This window comes from Nostoc sp. UIC 10630 (assembly GCF_010747425.1).
Classification (GTDB): domain Bacteria; phylum Cyanobacteriota; class Cyanobacteriia; order Cyanobacteriales; family Nostocaceae; genus Nostoc.
The window spans coordinates 58,779-85,165 of record NZ_JAAGOG010000010.1; the positions used below are offsets into that span (position 1 = coordinate 58,779).

Annotated in this window: 19 protein-coding genes; 6 read left to right on the top strand and 13 right to left on the bottom strand. The window is 40.1% G+C overall.

Annotated elements, in window-relative coordinates; genetic code table 11:
• Positions 1–95 precede the first annotated feature (95 nt).
• The 8 genes from G1O98_RS04955 to G1O98_RS04990 form a co-directional block, all read right to left on the bottom strand.
• Entirely contained in the window at positions 96–800 is a 705-nt protein-coding gene (locus G1O98_RS04955; protein ID WP_163927550.1) for an SDR family oxidoreductase, read from the bottom strand.
• An 81-nt stretch (positions 801–881) separates the two neighbouring features.
• Positions 882–2,000 carry an NYN domain-containing protein gene (locus tag G1O98_RS04960; RefSeq protein WP_243458344.1) on the bottom strand — a complete coding sequence of 373 codons (1,119 nt, stop codon included), beginning with the start codon at positions 1,998–2,000 and terminating at the stop codon, positions 882–884.
• Positions 2,001–2,353: 353 nt separating this feature from the next.
• On the bottom strand, positions 2,354–3,133 hold the full coding sequence (locus tag G1O98_RS04965) for a phosphate ABC transporter ATP-binding protein (RefSeq protein WP_163927552.1): 780 nt from the start codon (positions 3,131–3,133) through the stop codon (positions 2,354–2,356).
• A 554-nt stretch (positions 3,134–3,687) separates the two neighbouring features.
• Positions 3,688–4,467 (bottom strand): phosphate ABC transporter ATP-binding protein PstB, encoded by a 780-nt coding sequence (pstB, locus tag G1O98_RS04970; protein ID WP_163927553.1) that lies wholly within the window; start codon positions 4,465–4,467, stop codon positions 3,688–3,690.
• Positions 4,468–4,659: 192 nt separating this feature from the next.
• Positions 4,660–5,541: a phosphate ABC transporter permease PstA gene (gene pstA, locus G1O98_RS04975; RefSeq protein ID WP_163927554.1), complete on the bottom strand. Its 882-nt coding sequence runs from the start codon at positions 5,539–5,541 to the stop codon at positions 4,660–4,662.
• A 52-nt stretch (positions 5,542–5,593) separates the two neighbouring features.
• Positions 5,594–6,571: a phosphate ABC transporter permease subunit PstC gene (pstC, locus tag G1O98_RS04980; protein WP_163927555.1), complete on the bottom strand. Its 978-nt coding sequence runs from the start codon at positions 6,569–6,571 to the stop codon at positions 5,594–5,596.
• A gap of 329 nt (positions 6,572–6,900) precedes the next feature.
• Positions 6,901–7,944, bottom strand: coding sequence for a phosphate ABC transporter substrate-binding protein PstS (pstS, locus tag G1O98_RS04985; RefSeq protein ID WP_163927556.1), 1,044 nt, complete (start codon positions 7,942–7,944; stop codon positions 6,901–6,903).
• A 439-nt stretch (positions 7,945–8,383) separates the two neighbouring features.
• Entirely contained in the window at positions 8,384–9,337 is a 954-nt protein-coding gene (locus G1O98_RS04990; protein WP_163927557.1) for a stage II sporulation protein M, read from the bottom strand.
• A gap of 80 nt (positions 9,338–9,417) precedes the next feature.
• On the opposite strand from G1O98_RS04990, the gene G1O98_RS04995 reads away from it, so the two are divergent.
• The gene (locus G1O98_RS04995; RefSeq protein WP_163927558.1) at positions 9,418–10,263 is read left to right on the top strand and encodes a hypothetical protein; all 846 of its coding nucleotides are present in this window, start codon (positions 9,418–9,420) and stop codon (positions 10,261–10,263) included.
• A gap of 45 nt (positions 10,264–10,308) precedes the next feature.
• Positions 10,309–11,094, top strand: coding sequence for an RDD family protein (locus G1O98_RS05000; protein ID WP_163927559.1), 786 nt, complete (start codon positions 10,309–10,311; stop codon positions 11,092–11,094).
• A 94-nt stretch (positions 11,095–11,188) separates the two neighbouring features.
• Here G1O98_RS05000 and G1O98_RS05005 read toward each other — a convergent pair whose 3' ends face one another.
• The gene (locus G1O98_RS05005; RefSeq protein WP_167306179.1) at positions 11,189–11,980 is read right to left on the bottom strand and encodes a DUF1868 domain-containing protein; all 792 of its coding nucleotides are present in this window, start codon (positions 11,978–11,980) and stop codon (positions 11,189–11,191) included.
• Between the two features lie 163 nt (positions 11,981–12,143).
• Between G1O98_RS05005 and holA the strand changes: the two genes are divergently transcribed.
• Positions 12,144–13,133, top strand: coding sequence for a DNA polymerase III subunit delta (holA, locus tag G1O98_RS05010; RefSeq protein WP_163927560.1), 990 nt, complete (start codon positions 12,144–12,146; stop codon positions 13,131–13,133).
• Between the two features lie 109 nt (positions 13,134–13,242).
• The gene (locus tag G1O98_RS05015; protein ID WP_163927561.1) at positions 13,243–13,725 is read left to right on the top strand and encodes a DUF4168 domain-containing protein; all 483 of its coding nucleotides are present in this window, start codon (positions 13,243–13,245) and stop codon (positions 13,723–13,725) included.
• A 196-nt stretch (positions 13,726–13,921) separates the two neighbouring features.
• On the opposite strand, the gene G1O98_RS05020 is transcribed toward G1O98_RS05015, so the two are convergent.
• Positions 13,922–14,533: a LuxR family transcriptional regulator gene (locus tag G1O98_RS05020; protein WP_163927562.1), complete on the bottom strand. Its 612-nt coding sequence runs from the start codon at positions 14,531–14,533 to the stop codon at positions 13,922–13,924.
• Between the two features lie 594 nt (positions 14,534–15,127).
• Here G1O98_RS05020 and recR point away from each other — a divergent pair.
• Positions 15,128–15,757, top strand: coding sequence for a recombination mediator RecR (recR, locus tag G1O98_RS05025; protein ID WP_148220441.1), 630 nt, complete (start codon positions 15,128–15,130; stop codon positions 15,755–15,757).
• Positions 15,758–15,836: 79 nt separating this feature from the next.
• On the opposite strand, the gene G1O98_RS05030 is transcribed toward recR, so the two are convergent.
• Both G1O98_RS05030 and G1O98_RS05035 read right to left on the bottom strand, forming a co-directional pair.
• Complete coding sequence (locus tag G1O98_RS05030; protein WP_163927563.1) at positions 15,837–19,793, bottom strand: tetratricopeptide repeat protein; 3,957 nt, start codon at positions 19,791–19,793, stop codon at positions 15,837–15,839.
• 170 nt (positions 19,794–19,963) lie between these two features.
• Complete coding sequence (locus tag G1O98_RS05035; RefSeq protein ID WP_167306182.1) at positions 19,964–20,650, bottom strand: hypothetical protein; 687 nt, start codon at positions 20,648–20,650, stop codon at positions 19,964–19,966.
• 352 nt (positions 20,651–21,002) lie between these two features.
• Between G1O98_RS05035 and dnaX the strand changes: the two genes are divergently transcribed.
• Positions 21,003–24,407, top strand: a complete 3,405-nt coding sequence (dnaX, locus tag G1O98_RS05040; RefSeq protein ID WP_163927565.1) for a DNA polymerase III subunit gamma/tau — start codon at positions 21,003–21,005, stop codon at positions 24,405–24,407.
• A 66-nt stretch (positions 24,408–24,473) separates the two neighbouring features.
• Here the strand turns inward: dnaX and G1O98_RS05045 are convergent, their stop codons facing one another.
• Positions 24,474–25,880: a glycosyltransferase family 2 protein gene (locus G1O98_RS05045; RefSeq protein WP_163927566.1), complete on the bottom strand. Its 1,407-nt coding sequence runs from the start codon at positions 25,878–25,880 to the stop codon at positions 24,474–24,476.
• Positions 25,881–26,387: the final 507 nt, after the last annotated feature.

The window sequence follows — 26,387 nt, forward strand, 5'->3', positions numbered from 1 at the left end:
ATCCAGCATAACAGCTTATATATCTGTGAATTTTGCCTCTTTTGCTAGATTTTCACTTCTTACCTAAGCAAGAATTATATATACGTACTCCTACTTTAAAAGAATAGATGACTATCAGGTTGAATATTAATTTCCATTGGCACAGCTTGCGGTTCGGCAGAAAGGGCAAAGAAGATAGCATTGGCAGCAGTTTCAGGACTGAGCATTTTTTTCCGGTCTACTTTTAGGTTGACATTATCCCAGAAAGGAGAATCTACCCCACCAAAGTAGAATAGCGTGAACTTGATACCAAAACGCTTGAGTTCCTCTGCCATGCACTTGCTAAAACCCACAACACCAAACTTAGAAGCAGAATAAGCTGCTGCCATCCCCATCGAATGCTTGCCAAGAATTCCTACCACATTACAGATGTGACCAGACTTGCGCTTTTGCATCTCTTCAGCAGCCGCCTGAGTAGTATAAAAGCTGCCTTTTAAGTTGACATCCAGCATCTTGTCTAAATCAGCAGGTTCCAGGCTGTTGTAAGGCTTGAGTATACCTACACCAGCCGCATTCACTAAAATATCGATTTGACCAAACTTAGCGATGGTCTTTTCTATCAAAATATCTACTTGTTGGGGGTCAGTAATATCAGTGGGAACGGTCAAAACTTCCCCTGGTAAATCAGTAGCCAGTGTTGTTAAACGAACTGCATCCCTCGCAGCCAATACCAACCGGACTCCGGTGGGTGCAAGTTTATGTGTTAAAGCTGAACCAATACCACCAGTAGCACCGACAATAACGACAACTTTATCCTGCATTGCAATATTTATATTTCTTTACATCTGTTTACATAATACTGAATTACAGGCTCAGGTTGTACGTAAACATCCAGAAAGTATCTACTCGCGCAATAGTGCTGTTATCTCATATTCCTTTCCACTCGCTTTTAATGTAAATGTGGGAGATGATTTTAGATATTTAAGGAAACTAGAACCTAAGTTTAATTCTTGAATAATTGAATTGGGTGATTCTCCGGTGATTTTCCGTATCTCTGTACCTAATTGTGATACAGATAATTTAGTTTTAGGAGACTTGATTTGTATATCCTGAATAATTTTTAATAGTAATTTGTCTAACATTTTTCCATTATAAACTTTCGCAGAATCTTCTTTTTTTACTTCTTGAATAGATTCTGTAAAAAAATTATCTGATGCAGAGATAACCTTCTCCTTTTTTGGTTGATTTGAATTATTTTGAATATTAATATTGCATTTTTCTTGAAATAAAGTCGCAACATCTACCAAACTGTCTAATCGAGCATTGATTGATTCCTGTTCAGTTTTAATTAAATCTTGAATTGTATCAACCACTTTTTCAAAGGATGAAACTTCTGTTGCCACTGCTAAGGAATAATGAGTTAATTTGCCAGTATTCCGATTTTCTATATGCAAACTTTGCCCTTGTCTACGTACCCAATACACAATCAATCCCTGGTTTTGGAGTTCGTTACAAAGGTGAATTAAAATTCCATCGCTAGAACAGACTAATATTTCTTTAACTGTTGGATAATAACGTAAGACACAAGCACCAAATGCAATCATTTTTGCATCAGCACTATTTTTACCTTCAGGCACATGGACAAGTTGATAGCCACGGTTATATAGTTCAATATCTTGCTTTCCAGTACTTGGATTTCTCCAGTTAGCAAATGCTATTTTAACTTGGAGAGGATACTTGCAGACACTAGCTAAAAATAATTCTGAATTAATATCTAACTTTAGGTTTTCTGCATCCAAAAGTAGAAGAGATATTCCTGTTTCTAACTTAGATTTAATTTTGTTTGATTGCTGAATTTCAAGGAAAAGTTTAGTAAATGCAGCAGACTCTAGGCAATCAGATGATATTATATTTTGCAGCACTTCTTCAGCTAATTTAAAACTGAAAGAGTTAAAATTTTTCTCTGGGATTTTTTCTTCTGGTAAGTTTTTGACTAAAGAAACTTCTGTGGTTACAGCCATAGATACTTTAGTATGTCCGTTGCTGTTAGCAAGCAACTCACCTTCTGGGGAATGAGGGAATACAGGCTCAAGGAATTGTTTACCACAATTTTTGCAGAGGTAATTCTGCTTGTCATTCCGACAACCATTTTGACGACATGAAGTAGATTCGCACCGAGGACATTTCATCTTATGATTCAGGTGGTCTAGAGCAAATACTTTTCTTTAAGTATATAGTATAAAAAAAGACTGTCAACGTCAGTCTACATCGTCTAACACAAGAAGAACTCAAAATAAGCAGAAATTAAATTCAATCTTAATTTCCGCCTGCACTATGTCATAGCCCTATGAATAGTTAGATTTTAAGAAACGCTTCAATTAACGCGGGCGAAAACATAGTCACGGGTGCGAGAATCTACGGGATTAGTAAAAATTTTATTTGTAGTACCAAATTCAACCATTTGAGTAATACGATTTTCATTACTATGAAAGAAAGCCGTAAAATCAGATAGGCGAGTAACTTGATGCATATTGTGAGTAACGATCACAATTGTTAACTCAGAGCGCAAGTTATGGATCAAATGCTCAATTTTCATGCTAGCGGCAGGATCAAGACCTGAACAAGGCTCATCCATCAACAAAACATTTGGTTTGACTGCTAAAGCCCGAGCAATACATAATCTTTGTTGTTGACCACCAGAAAGTTCTAAAGCAGACTTGTGCAACTTATTCTTCACTTCATCCCAAAGTTCAGCAGCTTTGATGGCAGATTCAACAATTCCATCTAATTCTACTTTCGGATGCCATCCAATCAATTTCACTCCATAAGCAACATTATCGTAAACACTCATAGGAAAAAGATTTGGCTTGGGAAAAACCATACTAACTTGGCGACGTAAGCGATTGATATTAACCCGACGCTCATAAATACTCTGGCCAAAAAATTCTACTTTTCCTTCAACCTTCACTTCTCCTTCTAATTCACTCATGCGATTTAACGATTTAATAAAAGTAGACTTGCCACAACCGCTAGAACCAATAATTGCCGTGATTTGGTTTTGGTAAATATCCATTGACACGCCTTCAACTATCTTTTGAGTGTCGTAAGAGAAGCTGAAGTTTTTGACTCTGATGGCTGGAATTAGTTTACTCATATTGCCAAAACGTGTAAAACAAAACTTAACTAAGTAAAACAGTACAAATCAGCACAGCTGTTTCACTATGTTACTCCTAAAAGGAGATATACATGGAAATTACGTAGTTATGCTGTAGTCATCCAGCAGATAAACTGTTATCAGATATTCATATTAAGACTGTGTTCCAAAAATTATCTTTTATAGACTTTTTATACCTATCTTTTCCCCCTTAATTGACGTATCATCCTTTGTTATGAAAAAGGATTTGGTCTGGTTCGATTTAAAATAGCTATATAGAAATCCGCTTTGATTTTTGTTCGCGCGGCGTGGTGTAGCCATACTTACTTGTGTGGGTTGGCAAGAGGCAATAAGAAAGAAGGCTTTTTGAGTTGTACAGAGTTTTTTCAAAAATCAAATATGAGTTCTATATCAAAATCACATACCCTTCATGCATAGTGAAGAGTTAGTTTATTTATCAAGATAAATTAGTAACTTTTTTAAACTACACTTTATGAGTATCTTCTAGCGCGAGATAGTTCGACAAAAATCAATCAGTCACGCTAGAACATACCTTAACCGAAACGCCCTGAAATGTAGTCGCGGGTGCGAGGGTCTAGTGGATTGTTAAAGATTTGCTCTGTAGCGCCAAATTCAATCATTTGACCAATGCGACTTTCGTCGGTGCTAAAGAAAGCCGTAAAATCAGAAACACGGGCGGCTTGTTGCATATTGTGGGTAACGATCGCAATTGTCAACTCAGACTGTAAGCTATGAAAGAGTTCCTCAACTTTCATGGTGGCAATGGGGTCAAGAGCGGAGCAAGGCTCATCCATCAGCAGAACTTTCGGCTTGACTGCTAAAGCACGAGCAATACACAATCTTTGTTGCTGACCACCAGAAAGCCCTAAAGCTGATTTATCGAGCTTATCTTTCACTTCATCCCAAAGAGCAGCGCTATGAAGTGCAGATTCAACAATTTCATCTAATTCTAATTTTGAATTCCTACCTGCTATTCTCATCCCGTAGGCAACATTTTCGTAAATGCTTATCGGAAAAGGATTCGGTTTTTGAAACACCATACCAATTTGGCGGCGTAATCGGTTGATGTTGACACGAGGAGCGTAAATATTCTGGCCAAAAAATTCTACATCTCCTTCAACTTTCACAGGCCCTTCTAATTCGCTAATGCGATTAAGAATTTTAATGAATGTAGATTTACCACAGCCACTAGGGCCAATAATTGCGGTTACTTGTTTTTGATAAATATCTATTGATACCTTTTCAATTGCTTTTGTTGTGCCATAGTAGAAGCTGATATTTTTAACTTTGATAGCTGGAATTAGGTTACTCATGCTTGATTAAGGTGCGAAATAAAAATTATAAAAACAGAATTCAGGAGTCAGAATTAAGACGAAATTATATAACAACAATAGAAAAAATCAAACATATTTTAATTTTCTACTATTACTATTTAATAGTTTTAAATTAGTAGTCAATGGTAATCATCTACTAATTAATTCTGACTTCTGAATTCTGTATTCTGCTCATTTTATTTTTCTCTGTCTAATAACTAAGCGAGAAATAATGCTGACACATAAAATTAAGCCGAGTAAAACTATAGAAGTAGTCCATACCAATTGGCTTTTTTCTGGGTCGGGGTCGTTGTAGAGGTTAAAAATCAATACTGGTAAAGAAGCTGTTGGACTTAACAATCCTTCAGACCAATCTAGACTAAATAAAGCAGTAAAAATTAAAGGTGCTGTTTCACCAGCAGCACGAGCTACAGCTAATAAAATACCTGTAGTAATTCCGGGGATTGCAGTAGTGACAACAATGCGAAAAGTAGTCTGGAAGCGAGTTCCACCTAAAGCAGCAGAGGCGAGGCGTTGAGATGCAGGAATCAGTTTTAACGATTCTTCTGTTGTCAGTATAATCACAGGTAGCATAATCACGGCTAAAGCAAAACCACCTGCGATCGCACTAAATCCTTTAGTTACTAAAACTATCACACCATAAGCGAATACACCTACAACAATTGAAGGCACGCCTGTAAGAATGCTGGTGATAAAACGAACAAGACTAGCAATTATGTTGCTTTGTCCAAATTCTGCTAAGAAAATTCCTGTCATAATCCCTGTGGGAATGCTTAAAATAGCACCAATTATCACCATGATTATGGTTCCTAGGATGGCATTGCCAAAGCCATTATCAATCACTGCTTTGACAAACATTTCCGATTTGAGTCCAGATATTCCCCGGATGAAAATTTCCCACAAAATTGATAACAAAGGAATGAGTGCTAGACCTGTAAAACCAAAGGCGATCGCATTCATTGAGTATGTAAATATTAACCGCTCTGTTGGCAGAGGACTGCATAATTCTCCTACCAAAGATTCATCCCTTTCTGACTGGATGTAACCACTCATAATTTTTACAAATTTTGATTGATAAATGTCTTGCTAAATTGATAAGAAAGTATCATTTATTTTTCCTGCCAACCCACTTCACCAATAGCACAGCGCCAATATTTACAGCTAGTGTCAATCCAAACAAAATCAATCCCAAATAGCTTAAAGCACCTATATATAATCCTGGTTCAGCTTCAGCAAATTCATTAGCTAATACAGAGGGAATTGTATAAGCTGGATCGAGTAAAGAAGCGCTGATTTGAGCAGAGTTACCAATCACCATAGTGACAGCCATTGTTTCACCCAAAGCACGTCCCAAAGCAAGCATGGCTGCACTCACAATTCCAGAAAATCCCGATGGTAGCAAGACTCGAAAAATTGTTTCCCAACGAGTGCCACCCAAAGCCATAGATGCACTACGTAATTCTTTAGGGATAGCCATTAAGACATCACGACTAATTGCTGCCATTGTGGGCAAAATCATGATGGCTAGAATAACTCCAGCAGTCAACATATTAGTTCCAGAAGGATCTTCTGTATTAAACAGTGGTATCCATTTAAAAGTGCTGGCTAGCCACTTTTGTAGAGGTTCTAAAACTGGAATAAAGACAAAAATCCCCCATAGACCAATAATTACACTGGGAATTGCTGCAATTAATTCCACAACAAATGCTAGGATAGTTCGCAGCGATGTAGGTAAGAAATTTTCACTTGTGACTAAGGCTACTGCTATTCCCACCGGGACAGCAAATAAAATAGCGATCGCACTACTTACCAGAGTTCCATAAATATAGGGGAATGCACCAAAAATCTGATTACCTGTATCCCAATCTTTTCCCCACAAAAACCCCAGTCCAAATTGTTTGATGGCTGGTAGAGCCTCTGAGAAAATTACCCAACTCATCAAAAATAACACTGCAACAGTAATCACGGCAAAAAAGTATACTAGCCGTGTAAAACCTTGGTCAAACCAGAAATTTGCACCACTGACACCTGTTAGGTTGAAACTTTCATCGCCTAGATTTGAATCATCTGATGAATTTGCCATTACAAATCAATAAAATAGATTTTTGATTACTAGAACGAGTTATTAACTTACTCTCTTAGGAGAGGAAATTATTAAGATAATCCCCCTATTCCCTCTTTTTAAGGGAGAACATTAAAATCCCCCTTTTTAAGTGGGTTGGGGGATATTTTCTACGTAAGTCCTAAAGTTGTGTAGTTGTGTAGGTTGGGTTGAGGAACGAAACCCAACATTTTCATAGCTTTGTTGGGTTGCGCTTTGCTTCACCCAACCTACAATTTTTATTAACCGAAACGTATTGCTTTTTAAGTGGGTTTGGGGAAATTTTCTACGTAATTCCTAAAGATTGCAAATTAAGGTTTGACAGAGCTATTTACTGTTTGAAGTACTCGATTTGCTACATCAGATGGAATTTTGGTGTAGTTGAGGTCATCGTTATACTGTTGACCGTCCTTCAATACCCAATTAATCCATTTCTTAATTGCATCAGCTTTAGCAGCATTAGCATACTGTTTGTAAACCATCATCCAAGTAAGACCAACAATGGGATAACCTTGTCCTGGATCTCCTACAAAAACACGGTAATTGTCTGGGAAAGTAACAGTTGCTAAAGCTGCATTTGCAGATTGTAAAGAAGGAGCAACAAATTCTCCTTTCTTATTTTGTACCAGTGCTGATTTGAGGTTGTTTTGGACAGCGTAGCTATATTCTACATAACCGATAGAACCAGGAGTCCGAGCTACTATAGCAGCTACGCCTGGATTCCCTTTGCCTTTGAGGACATTTGGCAAATTCCATTTTGGAGCTGTGTTAGCTCCAACTCTGCCTTTGAAATAGCCACTGATGGCACTCAAGTGATTAGTAAAAATGAAAGTTGTACCGCTACCATCGGCACGAACAGCAAATTTAATTATTTGATTTGGTAGATTAGCACCTGGATTATCAGCTTTAATTTTCGCGTCATCCCATTTGGTAATTTGACCTGAATAAATTGCTGGTAGTGTAGCGCGGGACAATTTGAGGTTATTAACGCCCGGAAGATTGTAAACAACAGAAACAGCACCGCCTGCTGTAGGCACTAAGATTGCACCATTCTTGACTTTAGCAATTTCATCATCTTTCATTGCAGCATCACTACCACCAAAGTCAACGGTTCCAGCGATGACTTGACGAATACCGCCGCCACTACCAATTGCTTGATAGTTAATTTTCAAGTCTGGATATTTCTTCTTCACTTCACGAGCATACCGTTCGTAAAGCGGAGCCGGAAAAGTTGCTCCTGCACCATTGAGAGTTTCAGCTTGTGCGATCGCACCAAAAAATGGACTAAGTGCAACAGAAGTTGTCACCAATGAAGTAGCAACGACACGATTCAAGGTGGTGGTCGAAAAAATCATATTACCTCTGATTAAAGGAATATCTTCCTGCTGTAATTCCAGCCTTAATCAAGTTACATTTGTTATGGTTAAAGCTTCTTTAACAATTGATAAATAAAAAATTAAGATGCGTTTAAATATTAATTTAAAATATTTTTTACTTGTTGATATTTGATTGATTAGATTAGTTAGTAAAAAGATGCCAATAAAAACTTAAGTTTAATTTAAATAATTAAAAATTAGTAAATCACAAAATTTAAAAAATCTAACTTTGCTAGAAAATGGATAAAAATCTATGTTTATCGTTTCTGGTAGTGCCAGAAACTCTTATAAGGTTAATATTTTATTTGATATTTATATCATAATTATCTTTTCCTCAACTCATAATATTTTTATAGTTAGTATTTACCTTTTTGAAAAAATATTTTCAATTTACCAATCCGCCAATATCTAAATTATTTCATACTTTCTTGCGTCTACAATACATTACTAAAAGTATAAATAATCCCGTTCCTGCCAAATATTTAATTACATCAGGTATGCTCGGATTAGGTGAAAAAAAGCCTTCGATCGTACCAGCAATAATCAACATTGGTACAATGCCAAATACTAGCTGCACCGCCTGAGAACCATAAAATTTCAGTGCATCTCCACGGCGATATTTACCAGGAAATAAAATTGCTCTTGCTAATAAAAATCCTGCACCCCCAGCAAAAAAGATTGCGGGTAATTCTAAGGAACCATGCGGAAACACAAAGCCCCAAAAAGGATAAGCCAGATTATTTTGACCAACTAAAGTGCCAACAGCACCAATTAATAAGCCATTAAAAATCATCAAATACGCTGTATATAGTCCGACAGTGATGCCACCGGCAACAGCACCAAAGGATACTGAGAGATTATTGATTGTGATACTGCTGGATGCCAGAGGTTCAACACCGACAATTGACCCCATCCATAATTTATGATCATCTCGCACCTTGGTAATCAAACTTTCAGGTACGATCAAAGCCATAAAGCTGGGGTTTTGCCAAGAATACCACCAAGCCACTAGTGCCCCCAGTAGGAACAGTGCCGTGGCTACAGCAATATATGCAAATGTTTTCTGGACTACATCGGGTAATCCCCATTTGTAAAATTCTAGGATTGCCTGCCATTCCTGTCGCCGCGAACCTTGGTAAATCTGCGTATAGGCACGAGTTGTTAAAGATTGTAAACTTTGTATCAAAGTATTGCCGATTTGCTGGGTACGGGCACGAGCCAAATCTGCCGCTACTGAACGATATAAACTCGCTAACTCTCTAATTTCTGCTGCCCTTAGAGACTTTAGCCCTTTTTTTTCTATCTGCTTTAATAAGGCATCCAGACGTTGCCAATTTGGTTCTCGTCGCGCAATCCAACGTTGAATATTCATGAATTTTGGGAACACTGAGTTTAACTTAGCTTAAGATAGCCTCAAATTGATCTCCGTAGTTTCAAGGGAAATTTGCCATTATGTCTGAAAATTTTGGATCTTCCGGCCAGATACAACCACTGAGTGTAGGAAATGTTGTCAGTGCTGCGGTGCGATTGTATCGTTCTCATCTTAAGACTTATCTGAAACTGGCTGCGATCGCTCACTTGTGGGTTCTCCTTCCGATTTATGGCTGGGCAAAATATGCAGCCATCTCTGGACTAATTTCACGCTTGGCTTTTGGAGAATTGATTTACCAACCTGAAAGTGTCCAAGCCGCCAGCAGCCATGTTAATCCGCGTCTCTGGTCATTTTTAAGAGTTGGGTTTCAGGTAGGATTATCTTTGCTGGTAGTTTATTTAGGATTGGCGATCGTAGGTGGTATTCTGTCTGCTTTGCTAGTAGCGTTATTGGGAGGGATATTAGGTACTGCGGGTGTTATAGTCACAACCACATTGACAATAATTTTAATGGTAATTATTTTACTGTTGGGACTAACCTGGTTCTACTCTCGTTGGATAGTAGCTGAGGTACCGCTAGCAGTTGAAGAAAATGTTAATGGTGGCGAAAGTGTTGCTAGAAGTTGGGAGTTAACTAAAGCCTCGGTACTTCGCATTCAGGGCGTTGTTTTAGTTGCTTTTTTCGTTACACTGCCATTAGTGTTTGTATTAAACTATGTACCTAGCTTATTCCTCATCAAGCTTGAGCCTGGTACTGTCATCTACGGAATTGTGTATTTTATTTCTGTGATTGGCAGCTTAGTAGGTGGAGTTTTGATCATGCCGTTCTGGCAAGCACTAAAAGCTGTTTTATACTTGGACTTGCGGACTCGGCGTGAGGGTTTGGGTTTGCAGTTAAGACAACCTCCTACACAAGATTTTCGTTAACTTAACGCCTTAATTCAACTCTATTAATTTTCAATTGGTTAAAATATGCGCTTTTTTAATCGCATCACATTCCAGACTCCAGAAAGTGTAGAGTTGGAATTTACTTTAGCGGGAATTGGTAATCGAGCTTTAGCGCTGCTGATTGACTATACAGTGTTGGGTATAACTTTGCTTTTGTTTGTCTTTACCTGGACTGTCTTTTCAACGCAACTGGTAAATTTCCTTGAAGACTTTTTTACGAGTTTACCAAATTTAGATATTTGGTTGTTAGCAATTTTCTTCATTATTGCCTTTGCAATTTACATCAGCTATTTTGTATTTTTTGAAACATTATGGTTTGGGCAAACCCCTGGGAAACGGGTTGCTAAAATTCGCGTAGTTCGAGATGATGGCAGACTAATTGGGTTACAACAAGCAACTCTCCGTGCCCTATTGCGACCCTTTGATGAAACTTTATTTATTGGCGCTTTTTTAATTATGTTGGGTAGTCGTGAAAAGCGTTTAGGTGATTTGGCTGCCGGTACAATTGTAATTCAAGCTGAAACAACCATTGCATCTGCGACATTGACCATTTCAGAACAAGCAAAGGAACTTCATGAACAGTTAATCCAAATCGCCGATTTATCGAAATTATTGCCCGATGATTTTGCAGTTATTCGTGAATATTTGCAGCGACGGGCTGCAATGTCATTAAAGGCAAGAGCCTCACTATCTCTAAAGTTAGCCGAGCAAGTAGTAGCTATTATTAATTTAGAAAGCTTGCCAGAAGCTGTTACACCCGATGTATTTTTAGAAGCTGTTTATCTCGTATATCAAGAGCCTAAATTTTAGGCGAGAAATTTTATTTACCTAAAAAACAAAATCATAATCAGTAGTTAGTGGTCAGTGAGTGGAAACTACTGACTACTAACTACTAATTAATGACTTAAAAATCTAAAATCGGCCAGTCTGGTTCACGATAATAGTGTGTCATGTTGTCAAATTTTCGTAATTCGACGCGATTGATCAAAAATTCTGGCAAATTAAACAGCCATTTTTCGTTCAATTCCGAAAGATTTGTGCTGAAACTTGTGCGGTCTAAGTCAGATGAAACCTCCCCAAAATAGGCTAATGTAACATGGGCAGTGAAATGATAATGCTGCTCAATACCCAAGGCAATCAACTTGGGATTTTGATAAATTGTTCGGCGGAATTTAATAATTTCCTCATAGCAGCTTTCATCTTGAGGTACTAAACAAACGGCTATAGCTCTTGGCATCAGTATCAGTCCCAGCATTTGCCATTTAATTGGATGACTCCTATTTGTCATCAATTGTTGATATTGCTGAAATATTTCGGCCAAACAAGAGGGTAACTCCTCGTCAAATTTGGGATTCTTTTCGCGGGCATCAAGGTAAGCATGATCCCAAATTAAATCCGCTAAAGTTACATGGAAGCTAGCAGGAGGTACAGGTATAATCAAATTACGGTTTACAGGCAACTGCAAAAGTTCCTGTTGGTAAGTCTGTAATTTGGCATAGAAAGCAGAATTTTCTGATTCTTCTTCTGCCGCAGGCGTTGTAATTAGCGTATACCCAGGAAAAGACGCTGCTTCTCTCAAGCCAGAATTTGGCTGAAATTTAGAAGATTCCTGAATATGCTGGGCTTGGGATCTGTAGGCTTCTGGCAGCGTCAGTCGTGCTAACCGATTTAAGTAAGTTTGATAGTTGTCGTCCAATCTTCATAGCCTCACGCTCTCACTTGATAGATTTTAGGGAAAATTACCCCGAATAAGAGAATGATTTTAAAAGTATTTAGTTTTTGAGGCTGAGGAAGTTAGTAGTTAGGAGTTAAAAGTTTTAAGAATTCTTCTCCAATGCCCATCGGTGAGGGGTTTATCTATGCCAATCTATGTTTACTGGGGTGAAGATGATTTTGCGATGGAAAAGGCGATCGCTGTTTTGCGCGATCGCGTTCTCGATCCCAATTGGATAAGTTTTAATTACACTGCATTCACCCCAGATCAAGCTGATGCTGCTATCCAGGGGTTAAATCAGGTGATGACACCCACTTTCGGCGCTGGTGGGCGCTTGGTATGGCTGATAAATACAACCCTGTGTCAGCACTGTCCAGAGAATGTCTTAGCGGAACTGGTGCGATCGCTATCTGTCATTCCCGAAAACTCATTTTTATTACTCAGCAGCCGCAACAAGCCAGATGAACGCCTCAAATCCACGAAATTGTTAAAACAATTTGCTACCGAATTCCGAGAATTTCCCCTCATCCCCCCTTGGAAAACCGAATTACTAGTGCAATCTGTTAATCAAGTAGCCCAGACTGTGGGCGTAAAACTGACTGCCAATACTGCCCAACTGTTGGCAGAATCCGTCGGAAATGATACGCGATTGCTCTACAATGAAATAGAGAAATTACGGTTATATGCCCACGGTAGCAATAAGCCTTTAGACGTAGATACCGTTACAAAGTTAGTAAGAAATACTACTCAAAATAGTTTACAATTAGCAGCAGCAATCAGAATAGGAGATACAGCGAAAGCTTTGACAACCTTGGCAGATATGATCAATGCTTCCGAGCCGGGATTACGGATAGTGGCCACATTGATTGGACAATTTCGCACCTGGCTATGGGTCAAGATTATGATAGAAAGTGGTGAGCGCAACCAACAAGCGATCGCTAGTGCTGCTGATATCGGTAATCCCAAGCGGATCTACTTCTTACAACAAGAAATCAAACTGCTTTCTGTGCAACAGTTAATCTCCTGCTTACCTCTACTATTGGAATTAGAAGTGAGCCTTAAGCAAGGAGCATCAGAAATGTCAACCTTTCAGACTAAAGTCATCGAACTTTGTCAAGTATGCCAAGGAAGTTGACAATCAAATATAAAAACTTGATGTATTGAACAGTTGCTGGAACTTCCAACTCCGAAAATAATTCAAAGTTCTTATAATATCCCTGATGTAGTTTTGTGTCACACACTATATGAATAAAATTTCCAATTTCTTTTCCCGATCCAGCCGAAAGCGAATCCTTTGCCAATCATTCTTTTTCGGCGCGATCGCTACTGCGAGTGTCATTTCCAACGCTTTTTCAGTTAATTCAAAAGCTTATGGTCAAACTGCATCACCAATAGCTAACAATACTCAAATTGACAGCTACGCTCAAGCAGTGCTAGCAATGGAACCAGCACGTCAAAAGGCTTTTGAAACTATTAAAAACCTGATTGGCAATGGAGAAGTTCCCAAAATTGTTTGTAACGATTCTAACAGCATAAACGGTCTTCCGAGAAAGGCTCAAGATATCGCAGTAAATTACTGTAATAACTCTCAAAAAATTGTTCAAGATAATGGTTTGAGCATTGATCAGTTTAACAAAATCACTATAGAACTACAAAATAACGATCTTTTAAAACAGCAGGTTTACAATACCTTATTACGTCTGCAAAAAACCCCTGATTCTCCTTAGTTAAAATCTGCATCAACACTAAAATTAGGCAGGATAGAGGTTAAAATAACTACCCTTGTATGAAAGCAAGGGCTAGTATTTTTTATTTAAAGAACAATCAAAGATTGATTCATAAAATACTTGTTTGTGGATAATAGGTTAATAATTTAATAATCTATTGAATTTTACGAATCGATTTTTATTACCGTCCTATCATTCAATTATCAGAAAAGCTTGCTTGTCGCTTAGTGTGAATGTTTTTCATGTGCTTCTTCACGGTGTTTATGGTGATGTAAAGCTTCATAGCAATTTCTTTGTAGCTGTAGTTACTTCTATAGAGAAACCAAATTTCCGCTTCTCGTGGCGTAAGGTCAAATTTTTTAACTTCAGTGAGTGCTACATTTTTTACAGATTCATATTGGTTTTCTATAGTAACTAATAAGCAAGGCACTTCAAACCCATCTAAATCTAGCAGTCTCACCCTAATCCGAAAAATATTTGATTTATCAAGTACAATTTCATCCGACAAAATCAGAAGTTTATCAGAAAACAAATATCGGCTACTGAGTAAAGATTCACAAAGATTCCAGATAGCTGGCGGTACAAAATTCGGGTTAAAATTGTCTTGATTGAATTGGCAACAAAGGCGATTAGCAGACGCATTACTATGTACTAATTCACCAGTTTGGCTTAAAATTAATATACCGTCTTCTAAGCCTTCAATTACTTCTTGTAAAAAATTAGCTCGCTTTGAGTTAAGTAAATCAATATTCTCTAGCTGTTCTGGTTCTGATACTGTTTTTAATAATGTCTTTGTTAGGGCAATCATAGGAGATAGATTAATGTATAAAATCGTGCTTGTTTGTTAGATTCGTGCAACTTAAAAGATGTACTAATCTATTTTTTGGATGATTATCTGAATAAATTGGATGAATATTGCAGACTAATCATACCGATCAAAGTAAGTACAAGTGTTCTTTCTAACATAAACTCCTGAGAATACTCAATCAACAATTCATCTATTTTGTTTGAATTAATTGAGGTTACACATTTTAAATACAATTCTGAAATAGGCTATTTCGGAAGATGCAAAATTTAATTTGGCTGGACTTTGCCTCGCTACGCTAAGGTGTCATTGCTAGATTAATTGTCTAAAATCAAACGTATTGTTTTGTTGAATGTGAGCCACTTCTACAAAATAGCTATCACCCCAATAAATAAAAATTATTCAGATGTAAATAAAATATACACATAAATATTTGTATGTGCGTGTATTTACTAGGCAACTAAATTACAGACTAAATTTTACATTGATTAAAGTAAGCGATCGCACTTCACAGTTAACCTCGCCAACTTGATAGGCTCAAAAGCTTCCATAATAAACGCCATACCAGACAGATGGAAGTACCTGAAAAATGTCATCATAGTTAAAGTAAAACATTCTGGAGATAAGACAACGGTTTACGCACGCCCTTTAGCACGGTTAATTGAGCAATTGCAACGCCTGCCGGGAGTTGGCCCTAAATCTGCCCAAAGACTGGCTTTGCATATTTTGAAGCGTCCAGAAGCAGAAGTAGAAGCTTTGGCACAAGCTTTAATTGAAGCCAAAAAACAGATAGGCTTGTGTTCTGTTTGCTTCCACTTATCTGCTGAACCTGTCTGTGAAATCTGCCGCAATGCTAACCGTGACAACAATACTATCTGTGTCGTAGCAGATCCCCGCGATGTAATTGCGCTGGAAAAAACCCGCGAATACAAAGGCAAATATCACGTTTTAGGTGGGGTAATTTCTCCAATTGATGGAATTGGGCCAGAACAGTTGAATATACTGGCTTTGCAGCGACGGGTAAATCAGCAAAAACCTCAAGAAGTGATTTTGGCAATTAGTCCGAGTGTAGAAGGGGAAACAACAACACTATATATAGGTCAGCTACTGAAACCGTTTACCAAGGTGACGCGGATTGCCTTTGGTTTGCCTGTAGGTGGTGATTTGGAATACGCCGACGAAGTGACCCTGGCAAGGGCATTGGAAGGACGCAGAGAGTTAGATTGAGGTTAATTCAAAGGTTTATAAACTAAAAGTAAAAATTTTGAGGTAGGGTCAATTCATGAATTGCCCCTACCTCAAAGTATTAATTAGGCTTACCCGTAATCGTAAATGCTGCCCAGTAGTAAGGATGATTATAAAGATTTTTATCTGATGCCATTTTACTATTTCTATATAGTTGCGTCGCTAAATAAGTTTGAATGCGTAATTCTTCAGGATGCAGATTATTCAAAATATCTTCATACCATTTTGTTAGTTCTCCAGCAGTTAGTTCTTTCAGCCACCGTGTTGCTTCCGCTAAGGCAGTAACTGCTGATTTATTAGACTGTAATCTCCGATAAAACTCTATCATTACCAAGGCACTAGCTGAAGATTCTACACTCCAGAGAGTACTAACTATATGAGGCACACCCTGACTTACAAAACCACTGGCTAAACTCACATATTCACTGCTGATAGTGTGGTTACTAGTACTTAAATTTTCACACGCAGAGAGAGTAATCAGGTTGTAAGTTGATAGATTTTGGTGATAGATTTCATCTAGAGTCAGTTTTTCTTCACCTGCTAATGCTAATTCTGACTTTTTGGGTTCAGCTAAATTATTAGTGACATGACCTGTAAAATGAAAAATGTTGTAATTATCAAACAAGGCATTTTCAACAATATTTTTTGTAGCTTCTGCTCCCTGAATTCGTTGGATATTATTGAACATCTGGCTCACAACTTCAGATTCGAGTTTGGCAAATTTTAGTGGAGGATAACCTGCACTTTCAGGATGTTCAACACTGAGCAATAACTGATTTTGCCATTGCCAAATATCTTCAGTTCTTATTGATAAACCTATTTGGGCACTAGGTAAATAGGTGACGGTGAAATTAGACTCCACATTCGGCAACTCTTCCTGGGATGGGGAAGAAAGATGGAAAAGGGTATGAATGGGCAATCTGTACAAGTCGCGGTGAGGAATTAAAACCAGTTGGGTGATGCCTTCGAGTTCTTGGGCAATTGTGGAAATATTCAAGATGCCATACAACTGCACTAGCTTCTGTTCCATATCCACTCGCCAAGAATGCTGGCTTTTACTTTCTTTGTCTTGGGCTGTGGTGCGATATTCTTGGTATTGTTGATGCCAATCTTCTAGCCAAGTTTCAAATTCAATTAGGCGTTGCACTGCTTCAGGTAGCGGCAATTCATTGAGACGAATAGCGTCTTCTCCTAAAGGTATTGCCCCTGTATCTTGCATGGGTGTAAACAGGAGAATCGGTGATGGCGCTTGGTCTTTGAGAATGAAAGTATGTAGGGCGACTGGACTAATATGCCAGTAAATAATTGCTGTTGTAGGATTAAATAGTTGTTGAATTGCACCATAATAGGGCGAGTAAATATTATTATTCCAGCCCGAAAGTAGCCAGTTCAAACAAGCATTTTTGCCTTGTTCAGCAATTTCCCAAGCCTCAACTAAATCACCAGACTCTACTGCTAAATCAACTGCCAATTGATCAAAGCCTGCAAATTTCAAAGCTAGCTGTTTTTTACTTTCGTCTGAGCGAGTTTCTTCACTCAGCAATTGTCGCAATAAATCTGTACCGCGTTGCAGCAATTCTTGAACTTGTGTTGTTTGTCCCAAACCCATCAGTACTTTGCTGAGAGATTGCAAAACCTCTAGGTGGAACAGGGGAAAATATTCTAGTGTCAGGGTTAACAGAGCCTGATGGTACTCAGATGCAGCTTTGCGCCAATAATCGCGAGGATTGGGATGTTTTTTGCCTTGATCGTAATAAGTATTAGCGATCGCTAAATGCAATCTACCCCAACCTTCTGGATGGGTATCTGTCCGTAGATGTTTTAACCCTTCTTCGTAGCTGGCTAATTTTCCTTCGTAGCCGCCCTGTTGTAGGGCGGGATTTGCCGCCGTTATATTACTCGACAAATTCAGCAATGCGTCAGAATTTACTAAATTACCGATCGCAGTTCCCCGACCAATCCAAGCTTCCCAATAATCTTGTTTAATTTCCAAAGCGTGATCATAACAAGCGATCGCTTCGGCAAATTGTTCTAAATAAAACAGCGCTACTGCCTGATTATACCAAGCTAGGTGGAAGTCGGGTTTGATGGCAATCGCTTGGCGATAGGAAGCGATCGCTTCTTGGCGACGACCTAAGTTGTCTAATGCTATACCTCGGTTGTACCAAGCTAAGTAGAAGTCGGCTTGAACTGAAAGGGCTTTATCCCAGGAGGCGATCGCTTCTGACCACCTTCCTAAATTAAACAGCACTACACCCCGGTCTATCCAAACTTCGTGGTACTCTGGGTTAATTTCTAAGGCTTTGTCGTAGGATATAATCGCCTCTGCAAATTGTTCGCCTACAGCTAGGGCTATCCCTCGGTGATACCAATTTTCCTGGTCTTCTGGTTCCAAATGCAGTGCTTGATCGTAACTATAAATAGCTTCTGGTAGCCAACCTAACTTCAGTAGCGCCAAACCCTTGCTAGACCAAGCTTCTTGGTAGTCTGGCTTGACTTCTATAGCTTTGTCAAAAGAAGCGATCGCTTCTTCAAAATATCCTAATTCTCCGAGAGTTCCACCCCGGTTGTACCAAGCTTTGTAGAAGTCGGATTTTAGTTCTATGGCGGTTTCGTAAGATGCGATCGCTTCTTCAAAACGTTCTAAATGGAACAGTGTCAAGCCTCGATTAAACCAATACTCTGAGACTTCTGGTTGAAGTTCAATAGCTTGATCGTAAGATGCGATCGCGCCTAACAAATCACCTGTTTTCGCTTGGCTTAGACCTTGGTAAAACCATCCTTGAGCGTTGGTAATCGGATTATCGCTATGTCGCTCAATAATACCGGGAGAATTACTGCTTTGAACTGCCAAGTTAGAAGCAAGTTGCTGGACTAAATTGGTACTTTGATCCAATTTCACCCACAACTCATCTAATGTATTAGCTACATTTGGCTCTAAATTTGTCAAAGCGCTATCCCAGTTTTCCACTGAGGGAGAAGGTGTTAATTCACTTCTTGGCCTAGTAGAAAGGAGATTTACTCCTGTTGTACTTTGAACAACTTCTTCATCATCGAACCTCAGTTGGGCTAATGAGGTGATTGAATCTTCCTTTGCGGGGAGAGGGAGATTTTCGAGTATTGTGGCTTGGGCTTCTTCCCTTTCATACTCCAATACCAGTTCCTCTAAATTTTCGGTGAATCTTTCCTCAAAAGAGACATTTTCAGATGCTGAGGTGATTGGTTCAACAGCTGGCACATCATATTCCCATAACTGCTCACCTAAGCTACGAATTAGCTCTTGCCCAGGCGAAATTGGGATAATTTCTTCATCGGTTGTGATTTCTACAACATCTGGTTCATCATACTCCCATAACTGCTCACCTAAATTGCGGATCAGTTCTTCCCCAGGAGTAATTTCTACGACATCCGGCTCATCATACTCCCATAACTGCTCGCCTAAATTACGGATCAGTTCTTCCCCGGGAGTAATTTCTACGACATCTGGCTCATCATGCTCCCATAACTGCTCGCCTAAATTGCCGATCAGTTCTTCCCCAGGAGCGATTTCTACCCCATATTGTTCAGGAGTAATTTCTAAGCCCGCTTCTGGATAATTCTCCTCATCCTCTATCTGTATAGGTGAGTTTTGCATCATGCGGATGCCAATGTCATAAGCAACATCTCCAATTCTGCCAACACCAAGTTCCCCCAATTGCACCATTTGTGATGCTAAAAGAGGATTCGGTGCAGGTGAAGCTAGTAAGCTTTCGCCAAACATCACCAACCAATCTATCCAGCGTTCAGCCGGAATCCGATTTTCAACCCGTTGCAGATACCTCAATGCCCACTGTCGTCCTCGTGCTTGATGCACGCCTTCTAACAATTGGATAAACAATTGTTCCAGATCAGCATTGGTTAGTTCTGGTAGTACCTCCACCAGATTGTGTCCTCTCGCACCCTTGAGAGAACTAGCCTGCTTACTTTCAATGAGGCGCTTTAAAAGCCTTTTAAGCGACTGCGATATCCGCCTGAGCATCTGCCACACTATTGGATTTTGTTTTTCTAGATTGTAGCCATCGTTGTGTTAAAAAAATCATCAATTACGTAAAAATCCATTAGATCGGGACAGCGCTTCCGTCGCAGGTTAGCAAAAAATATACCAAAATTCAAGAGTAAAGCATTACAACGTTACAATTCTCGATTCGACTAATTTTCTGTTTGCTCTGTAGTCGATTGACCAGCAGGATACAATTGATTGATCAATGCCTGGACAAGCAGTTGTGGATCATCTGTCTCAACGGCAAGCTGTTGAGCAATCTGCTGGCGTAAGTTTTCATCCTCTTGCAACATTACAAACAACTCTTCTAAGGTGACAGTTTGATATTCTCCCTCTGGGGAATTCTCTGGCGCATCTACTGACTCTGATATGGGGGCGGTTGTCTCAGATTGTAAAGTCGTGCTAAAAGCGTCTGGCCCTTCATATTCCCAAATTGGTTCGCCTTGATTGCGCGTCAATAACTGCATTCCAATACTATGGGCAACATCTCCGATTTCTCCAATGTCCAACTCACCGAGTTGTACTAACCGTGCGGCTATTTCGTTATTCGGTGTCGGTGATGCTAGCAATTTTTCACCAAAGCGCCCTAACCACTGAACCCAATCTTCAGTTGTAATCCGATGTTCAATATTATGCAGCCACTTTTGTGCCCAGGCTTCCCCTCGTGCTTGATGTACTCCTTGCAACAGCTCGGTGAAGAGAAATTCCAGATCCGTATCGCTTAGGGGTGGGGCTGGTTCTTTTGGGATATTCCCCCTAGATTTTGAGACATTCTGTTTTCCACCGAACAAGCTCTGAAAAAGCTTTTTGAGCCATTGAAATAGCCGCTTGAGCATCTGCTGCACCATCGAGTTTTGCTTATCCTAAAATTGTAGCGATCGCACTGGACTATAGCGTTAGTTCTTTGTCATTTGTCATTAGTTCTTTTTTCCCTACTTCCTACTTTTGATGAGAACAAATGTACTAAATGCTATGCTATAATTCCGATACATTGATGTTGAAATCATAGTAAAGAATTATGATCTAGTTGCTTGCTTTCCTGAGTGCCAAAATTGACGGCATTAGTTGAGTGTAAGCGCTATGGCAACATCGATAAACAAAGCAGGTACGAGAGTTTAAAATAATTGAATCCCAAACTCGACTCGGTGCTACTAATTAACGTTGAAAGGCATTGAAGTCTATTTTTCCATGTCTTACGAACCCCTGCACCACAAATATCGCCCCAAAAGTTTTGCTGAACTGGTGGGACAAGAGGCGATCGCTACAACCCTCACGAATGCGATCGGCACATCCAAAATTGCCCCCGCCTATTTATTTACAGGGCCAAGAGGTACGGGGAAAACTTCTAGTGCCCGGATTTTAGCTAAATCTCTCAATTGTCTCAAAAGCGATCGGCCCACTGCTGAACCCTGCGGCGTGTGTGATGTTTGTCAAGGAATCACCAAGGGTTACGCCTTAGATGTAATTGAAATCGATGCTGCTAGTAACACTGGTGTCGATAATATCCGCGAGTTGATTGAAAAAGCCCAGTTTGCCCCTGTGCAGTGTCGTTACAAGGTTTATGTAATAGATGAATGCCTAACTGGAGATTCTCTGGTTTTGACTGATGAGGGACTTCAAAGAATTGATGATCCCAAAATTAAAGACAAGAAGGTTCTGAGTTACAACGACTCATTAGGTAAGTGGGAATTCAAGAAAGTTGTCAGGTGGTTAGATCAAGGGGAAAGACAAACCCTGGTTATCAAAACAACTAATCGAGAAATTAGATGTACGGGTAATCATTTAATTAGGACAAATCAGGGATGGCTACAAGCAAAGGACGTAAAAGAAGGAGTGAAGATACTATCCCCTGTGAATGTGGATGCGGCATCCTCATTTACAAATTTGGTATCGATGGACGCACCCGAAGATTTGTTAGGGGACACCAATTTAAAGGCAATACATCTGGGCAAAAATCATACGACTTGGAATCTATCCTTAAACAAGCCGAATTACTCCGACCCTTCTGTGCTTGCGGGTGCAGAGAAAAGCTCGATATCCCAACCTTTTTACAAAAAAAAGGACGAGGAATCATCAGCATCCAGTCTCGTTGGGAAAAACATCCATATAAAAAAGGACACGGAATCTGGGAACTTAGAACAGAAAAATTCCTTGCGGATGCGGCAGTTATCCAGCCAAACGCACTTGGACTTATCTACGGAACCTTACTTGGAGATTGCTCTATCAGTTATCCCAATAAATACAGCAGATTCCCCAGATTGTGTTGGACACACTCAGAAAAGCAGCAAGAATGGTTGGAATACAAAGCTTATCGCCTTGAAGAATTGCGTCCAAAACTGCGAATTACAGGTAACAAAGGATACGGAAACATATCAGTTACCTGTAACACCGCTTGTCATCCCCAACTCAAAGATGTCTGGGAAATCGTTAAACCAAATGGGGATAAAAAGCTCGTCTCTATGGACTGGCTTAATCGAATTACCCCAGAAGGACTTGCTTGGTGGTACATGGATGATGGCTCACTCAGTCTCAGTCCACAAGGAAGTCCACAAATTCAATTGCATACAGAAGGATTCTCCGGCGCAGAAAATCAACTTATCGCCAGTTGGCTTACAGCAATGGGATATTCAGCCGCAACAAAGTTTTATACCAGAAGTAGTACAGGCAAAACATACCACTACATTCAGATGGGCGCAAGCACCAGTAGAAAATGGCTCGCAGACCTTAAACAATATTCCATTCCCTCGATGGATTACAAGTTTGGAGACAGTCGAATCTGTTCACCTCGCTGGGGTTGAGCGAGTTTATGACATTGAAGTAGCAGATAATCATAACTTTGTAGCAAACGGGCTTTTGGTACATAATTGCCACATGCTCAGTACTCAGGCATTCAACGCGCTACTTAAGACCCTAGAAGAACCACCGAGACACGTAGTTTTTGTATTGGCGACAACAGACCCGCAACGGGTGTTACCAACGATTATTTCGCGCTGTCAAAGGTTTGATTTTAGACGTATTCAATTAGAGGTGATGGTTAAGCATTTAAGTGCGATCGCCTTTAAAGAAAGCATTTATATTTCACCCGAAGCTGTAACCCTGGTAGCCCAACTTTCTCAGGGAGGGTTGCGAGATGCCGAAAGTTTGCTCGATCAATTGGGTTTGTTAGCGGGTGAAGTGACACCAGATAGAGTTTGGGATTTGGTCGGGACGGTAAGCGAACAGGACTTGCTGGAACTTCTAAATGCGATCGCTCAAGATAAACCCGAAGCAGTTCTTGACAGTACCCACACAATTCTTGATCGTGGTCGAGAACCCCTAACTCTTCTGCAAAATCTCGCTGCATTCTACCGCGATTTACTCATAGCCAAAACAGCACCCAACCGCCACGATTTGGTTGCTTGTACTCAGCAAACCTGGACGGCGTTGGTTGAGTTTGCTCAATACTTCGATATGACCATGATTTTGGCGGGACAGGAACACCTACGAAAAGCTGAAGTACAAATTAAAAACAGCACCCAGCCGCGTTTATGGTTGGAAGTAACATTACTAGGATTGTTACCCAGTGCGACGGCAAATATTCAACCACAAGTTCCAAATATCGCGCCGCGAGTTAACCCACCTGCTGTATCTCCAAGCTATCCTCCAGCAGTTACCCAAAATCATGCAGTCTCTTCTTTACCGGTAGCGGAACCGCAAACAAATCATAATTCTACACTTCGACAAGGCTCAGTGACTACAAACCATCATGTAGCGATTGCCCAAAATCAGCCTGTCACTTCATCTGGCGCAGTTGAACAGCAAACAAATCACAATTCTGCTCCTAACTCAGTTTCACCACCAACCCCAGAACCTGTAACCGTATTGCCTGCGAGCGTTGAAGCAGTAACATCAGAAGTTGTTGGAGAAGCACAATATGATTTAACTCAGGTTTGGCAACAGGTGCTGGCTAACCTCCAGCCAAAATCAAGGCAAGAAATGCTGCGTCAAATGAGCCAACTTATAGAGTTCGACGGTGTTATGGCTCGAATTGCTATCAAACAGGCATGGTATGACAAGGGTAAATCTTATCTACCGATGATTACGGCAGCTTTCCAGCAGACTTTCCAGCGTGAAATCCAGATAAATATAGAAAAAGGAATTTCTTCAAACTCTACTTCAGCTAAAAAAAATCCTCCGCCAAAAGACTCTAGTCGCGTTCAGCAACCAGCTACTCCTAGTTACAACCAGCAAATTTCTCCAGCGCCAGTACCACAGCCAGCAACGCCAGCGCCACTAAGAACCGAGCCGCTAGCAAAAAATGGAAATGGAGTAAATGGAAATGGAGTAAATGGAAATGGAGTAAATGGAAATGGGGTAAATGGAAACGGGGCAAATGGAAATGGGGCAAATAGAAATGGGGCGCAAACTTTGCCTCCACCGCCACAGCGAACACCCGCACCTGATTGGGAAATTGATGAAGTTGCGATCGCAGCTCAACGTCTAGCAGAATTCTTCAACGGACAAATTATCCGTTTTACTGAGGATTCAACAGAATTCTCCGATTCCATAACTACACCTGAGTGGGTAGAAGAATCAGAAGTTGATGATGAATAAAAAAATGCAAAATTACCAAAAATAATTTTGCATTTTTAATTTTTAATTTTTAATTCCCCAAAGGGGCTATTCCACATGCCCCGTATGCAAAGTTTTCACCCATTTTAGGCGCTTTGGTCTTACCGACATCCGGGCAGTAGTACTGCTCATGACAACTAACCAGTGCAACATATATAAACTGCCACGCAGGGTTTGCACTAGCATCAGAAGATATGTTGAAAGTGAGAATTTCTGATCTTGACGTATGCGCGTTAGACCTGTGTACATCCCTACCATCGACATGGTAACGGACAAGCCTGTAATGGGACTTAACATTGGTGGACGATGACGCGCGATCGCCATCAACAAATCTGGGACAGCTGCTGTAGGCAAGATATACATAATCAGCATAAAAATCAGCAAATCCCAGCTTTTGCGCGTTCCCATGCGGTTTTTGAGAATTAAATCCCAATAATCCAGATAGCGTTGATAACCACCTTCTGCCCATCGGTTGCGTTGATGCCAAAGTGCGATCGCATTTGTCACACCTTCTTCTTGCACTGCTGGATGGAAAACACACTCAATATCCCATTTATCCAAATGCAAGCGGATTGTCAAATCCAAATCATCGGTAATAGTTTCCTCATTCCAGCCACCGCAGCTTTCCAAGGCTGAACGCCGGACAAATTGACCATTACCCCGCAGTTCGCCAATACCACCAAGGGCAGTGCGCTGTTGCTGAAACCAGGTATCAAGGGCCATTTCGGCCATTTGCCCCTTAGTCCAAAAATTATCTTTAGCGTTGGCGATCGCTTTTCGCACCTGCACCGCCCCCACCTTTTCTCTCTGAAATAAAGGTATTACCTGTTGCAGCAAATCTGGTGTCACTTGGGCATCAGCATCAAATACTGCTATGATGTCGCCCTTTGTCAGAGGCAACACCTGATTTAACGCCCCTGATTTGCCGCCACTAGCTTCTGCTGAACGCCTTAATACTTTCAGTTGCTCGTGTTTCTGTTCTAGTTCTGCTAATAAATGTGGCGTGCTATCACTGCTGTGATCGTCAATAATCCATACTTCATACTGCCCACCTGGATATTCCAGGTTACAAAGATTTTTGACTAATTTTGCAATTACTGCTTCTTCATTTTTCGCAGCCACTAATACAGATACAAAGGGCAAATCTCCCTGTATTTCTTTTGGATAGCGACGGGATTTAGTAAACACGACCACCAAGGCATGAAATCCTAGAATGGTGGTCAGTCCTAGAATAAATATGGAAGCCCAAGAAACTAAATGTAGAGCGATCGTGCCACTCCAGACGATAGTCAAGACTAGAGCTGCTTTGCCTCTACGACCTTGAAACCGGGATGGTAGAGACATAGGATCTGTCTCTAACACTGACTCCTCATCTACTGATAGGTCAGACAACAAGGAGTTGAGCGGATCAAGCTCTTGATAAGAATCTTCTTCGGGCCAGGAATTCGCTGGCATAGGTTAGGTTGCTTGATTCAAAAACCAGTATTTGTCTACAGTTAGTAATTTTACGGACAAATATCCCTAAGCTACTTTTCCCGATTTTAATCGGAATGGGCAAACTGCAATACCCGCTATCCCTAAGCCAAAAGCCGCCGGGACTACTTTTGTTGTCACTGTCACTCTGGGTAATTACTTAGCATTAACCACGTTTGCTACTCTTAGACAGAGGCTTGATTCCTTTTATACCCACTTGGGCAGGAAGCTTGTAGAGCCAGACTTTCTCTAATGAGAATTCCGGTTTAGGCAAAGTGATACCAAGGTGACAGCAGCTTATTGTTGGAAGAAAAAGCAATAATAACACCCACAAATTTATAGTGTGGGTTTTTCATGTTATGTTATTGCGCCCAGCTGCGATCAAAGTTAATGCAGCCTTATTGTAACCGAAATTTTAATATTTCTTAGCAGTAACTTCATTTATGGAATATGAGAAGAGGCAGAGGGGTAGGGCGCGGGGAGGCAGGG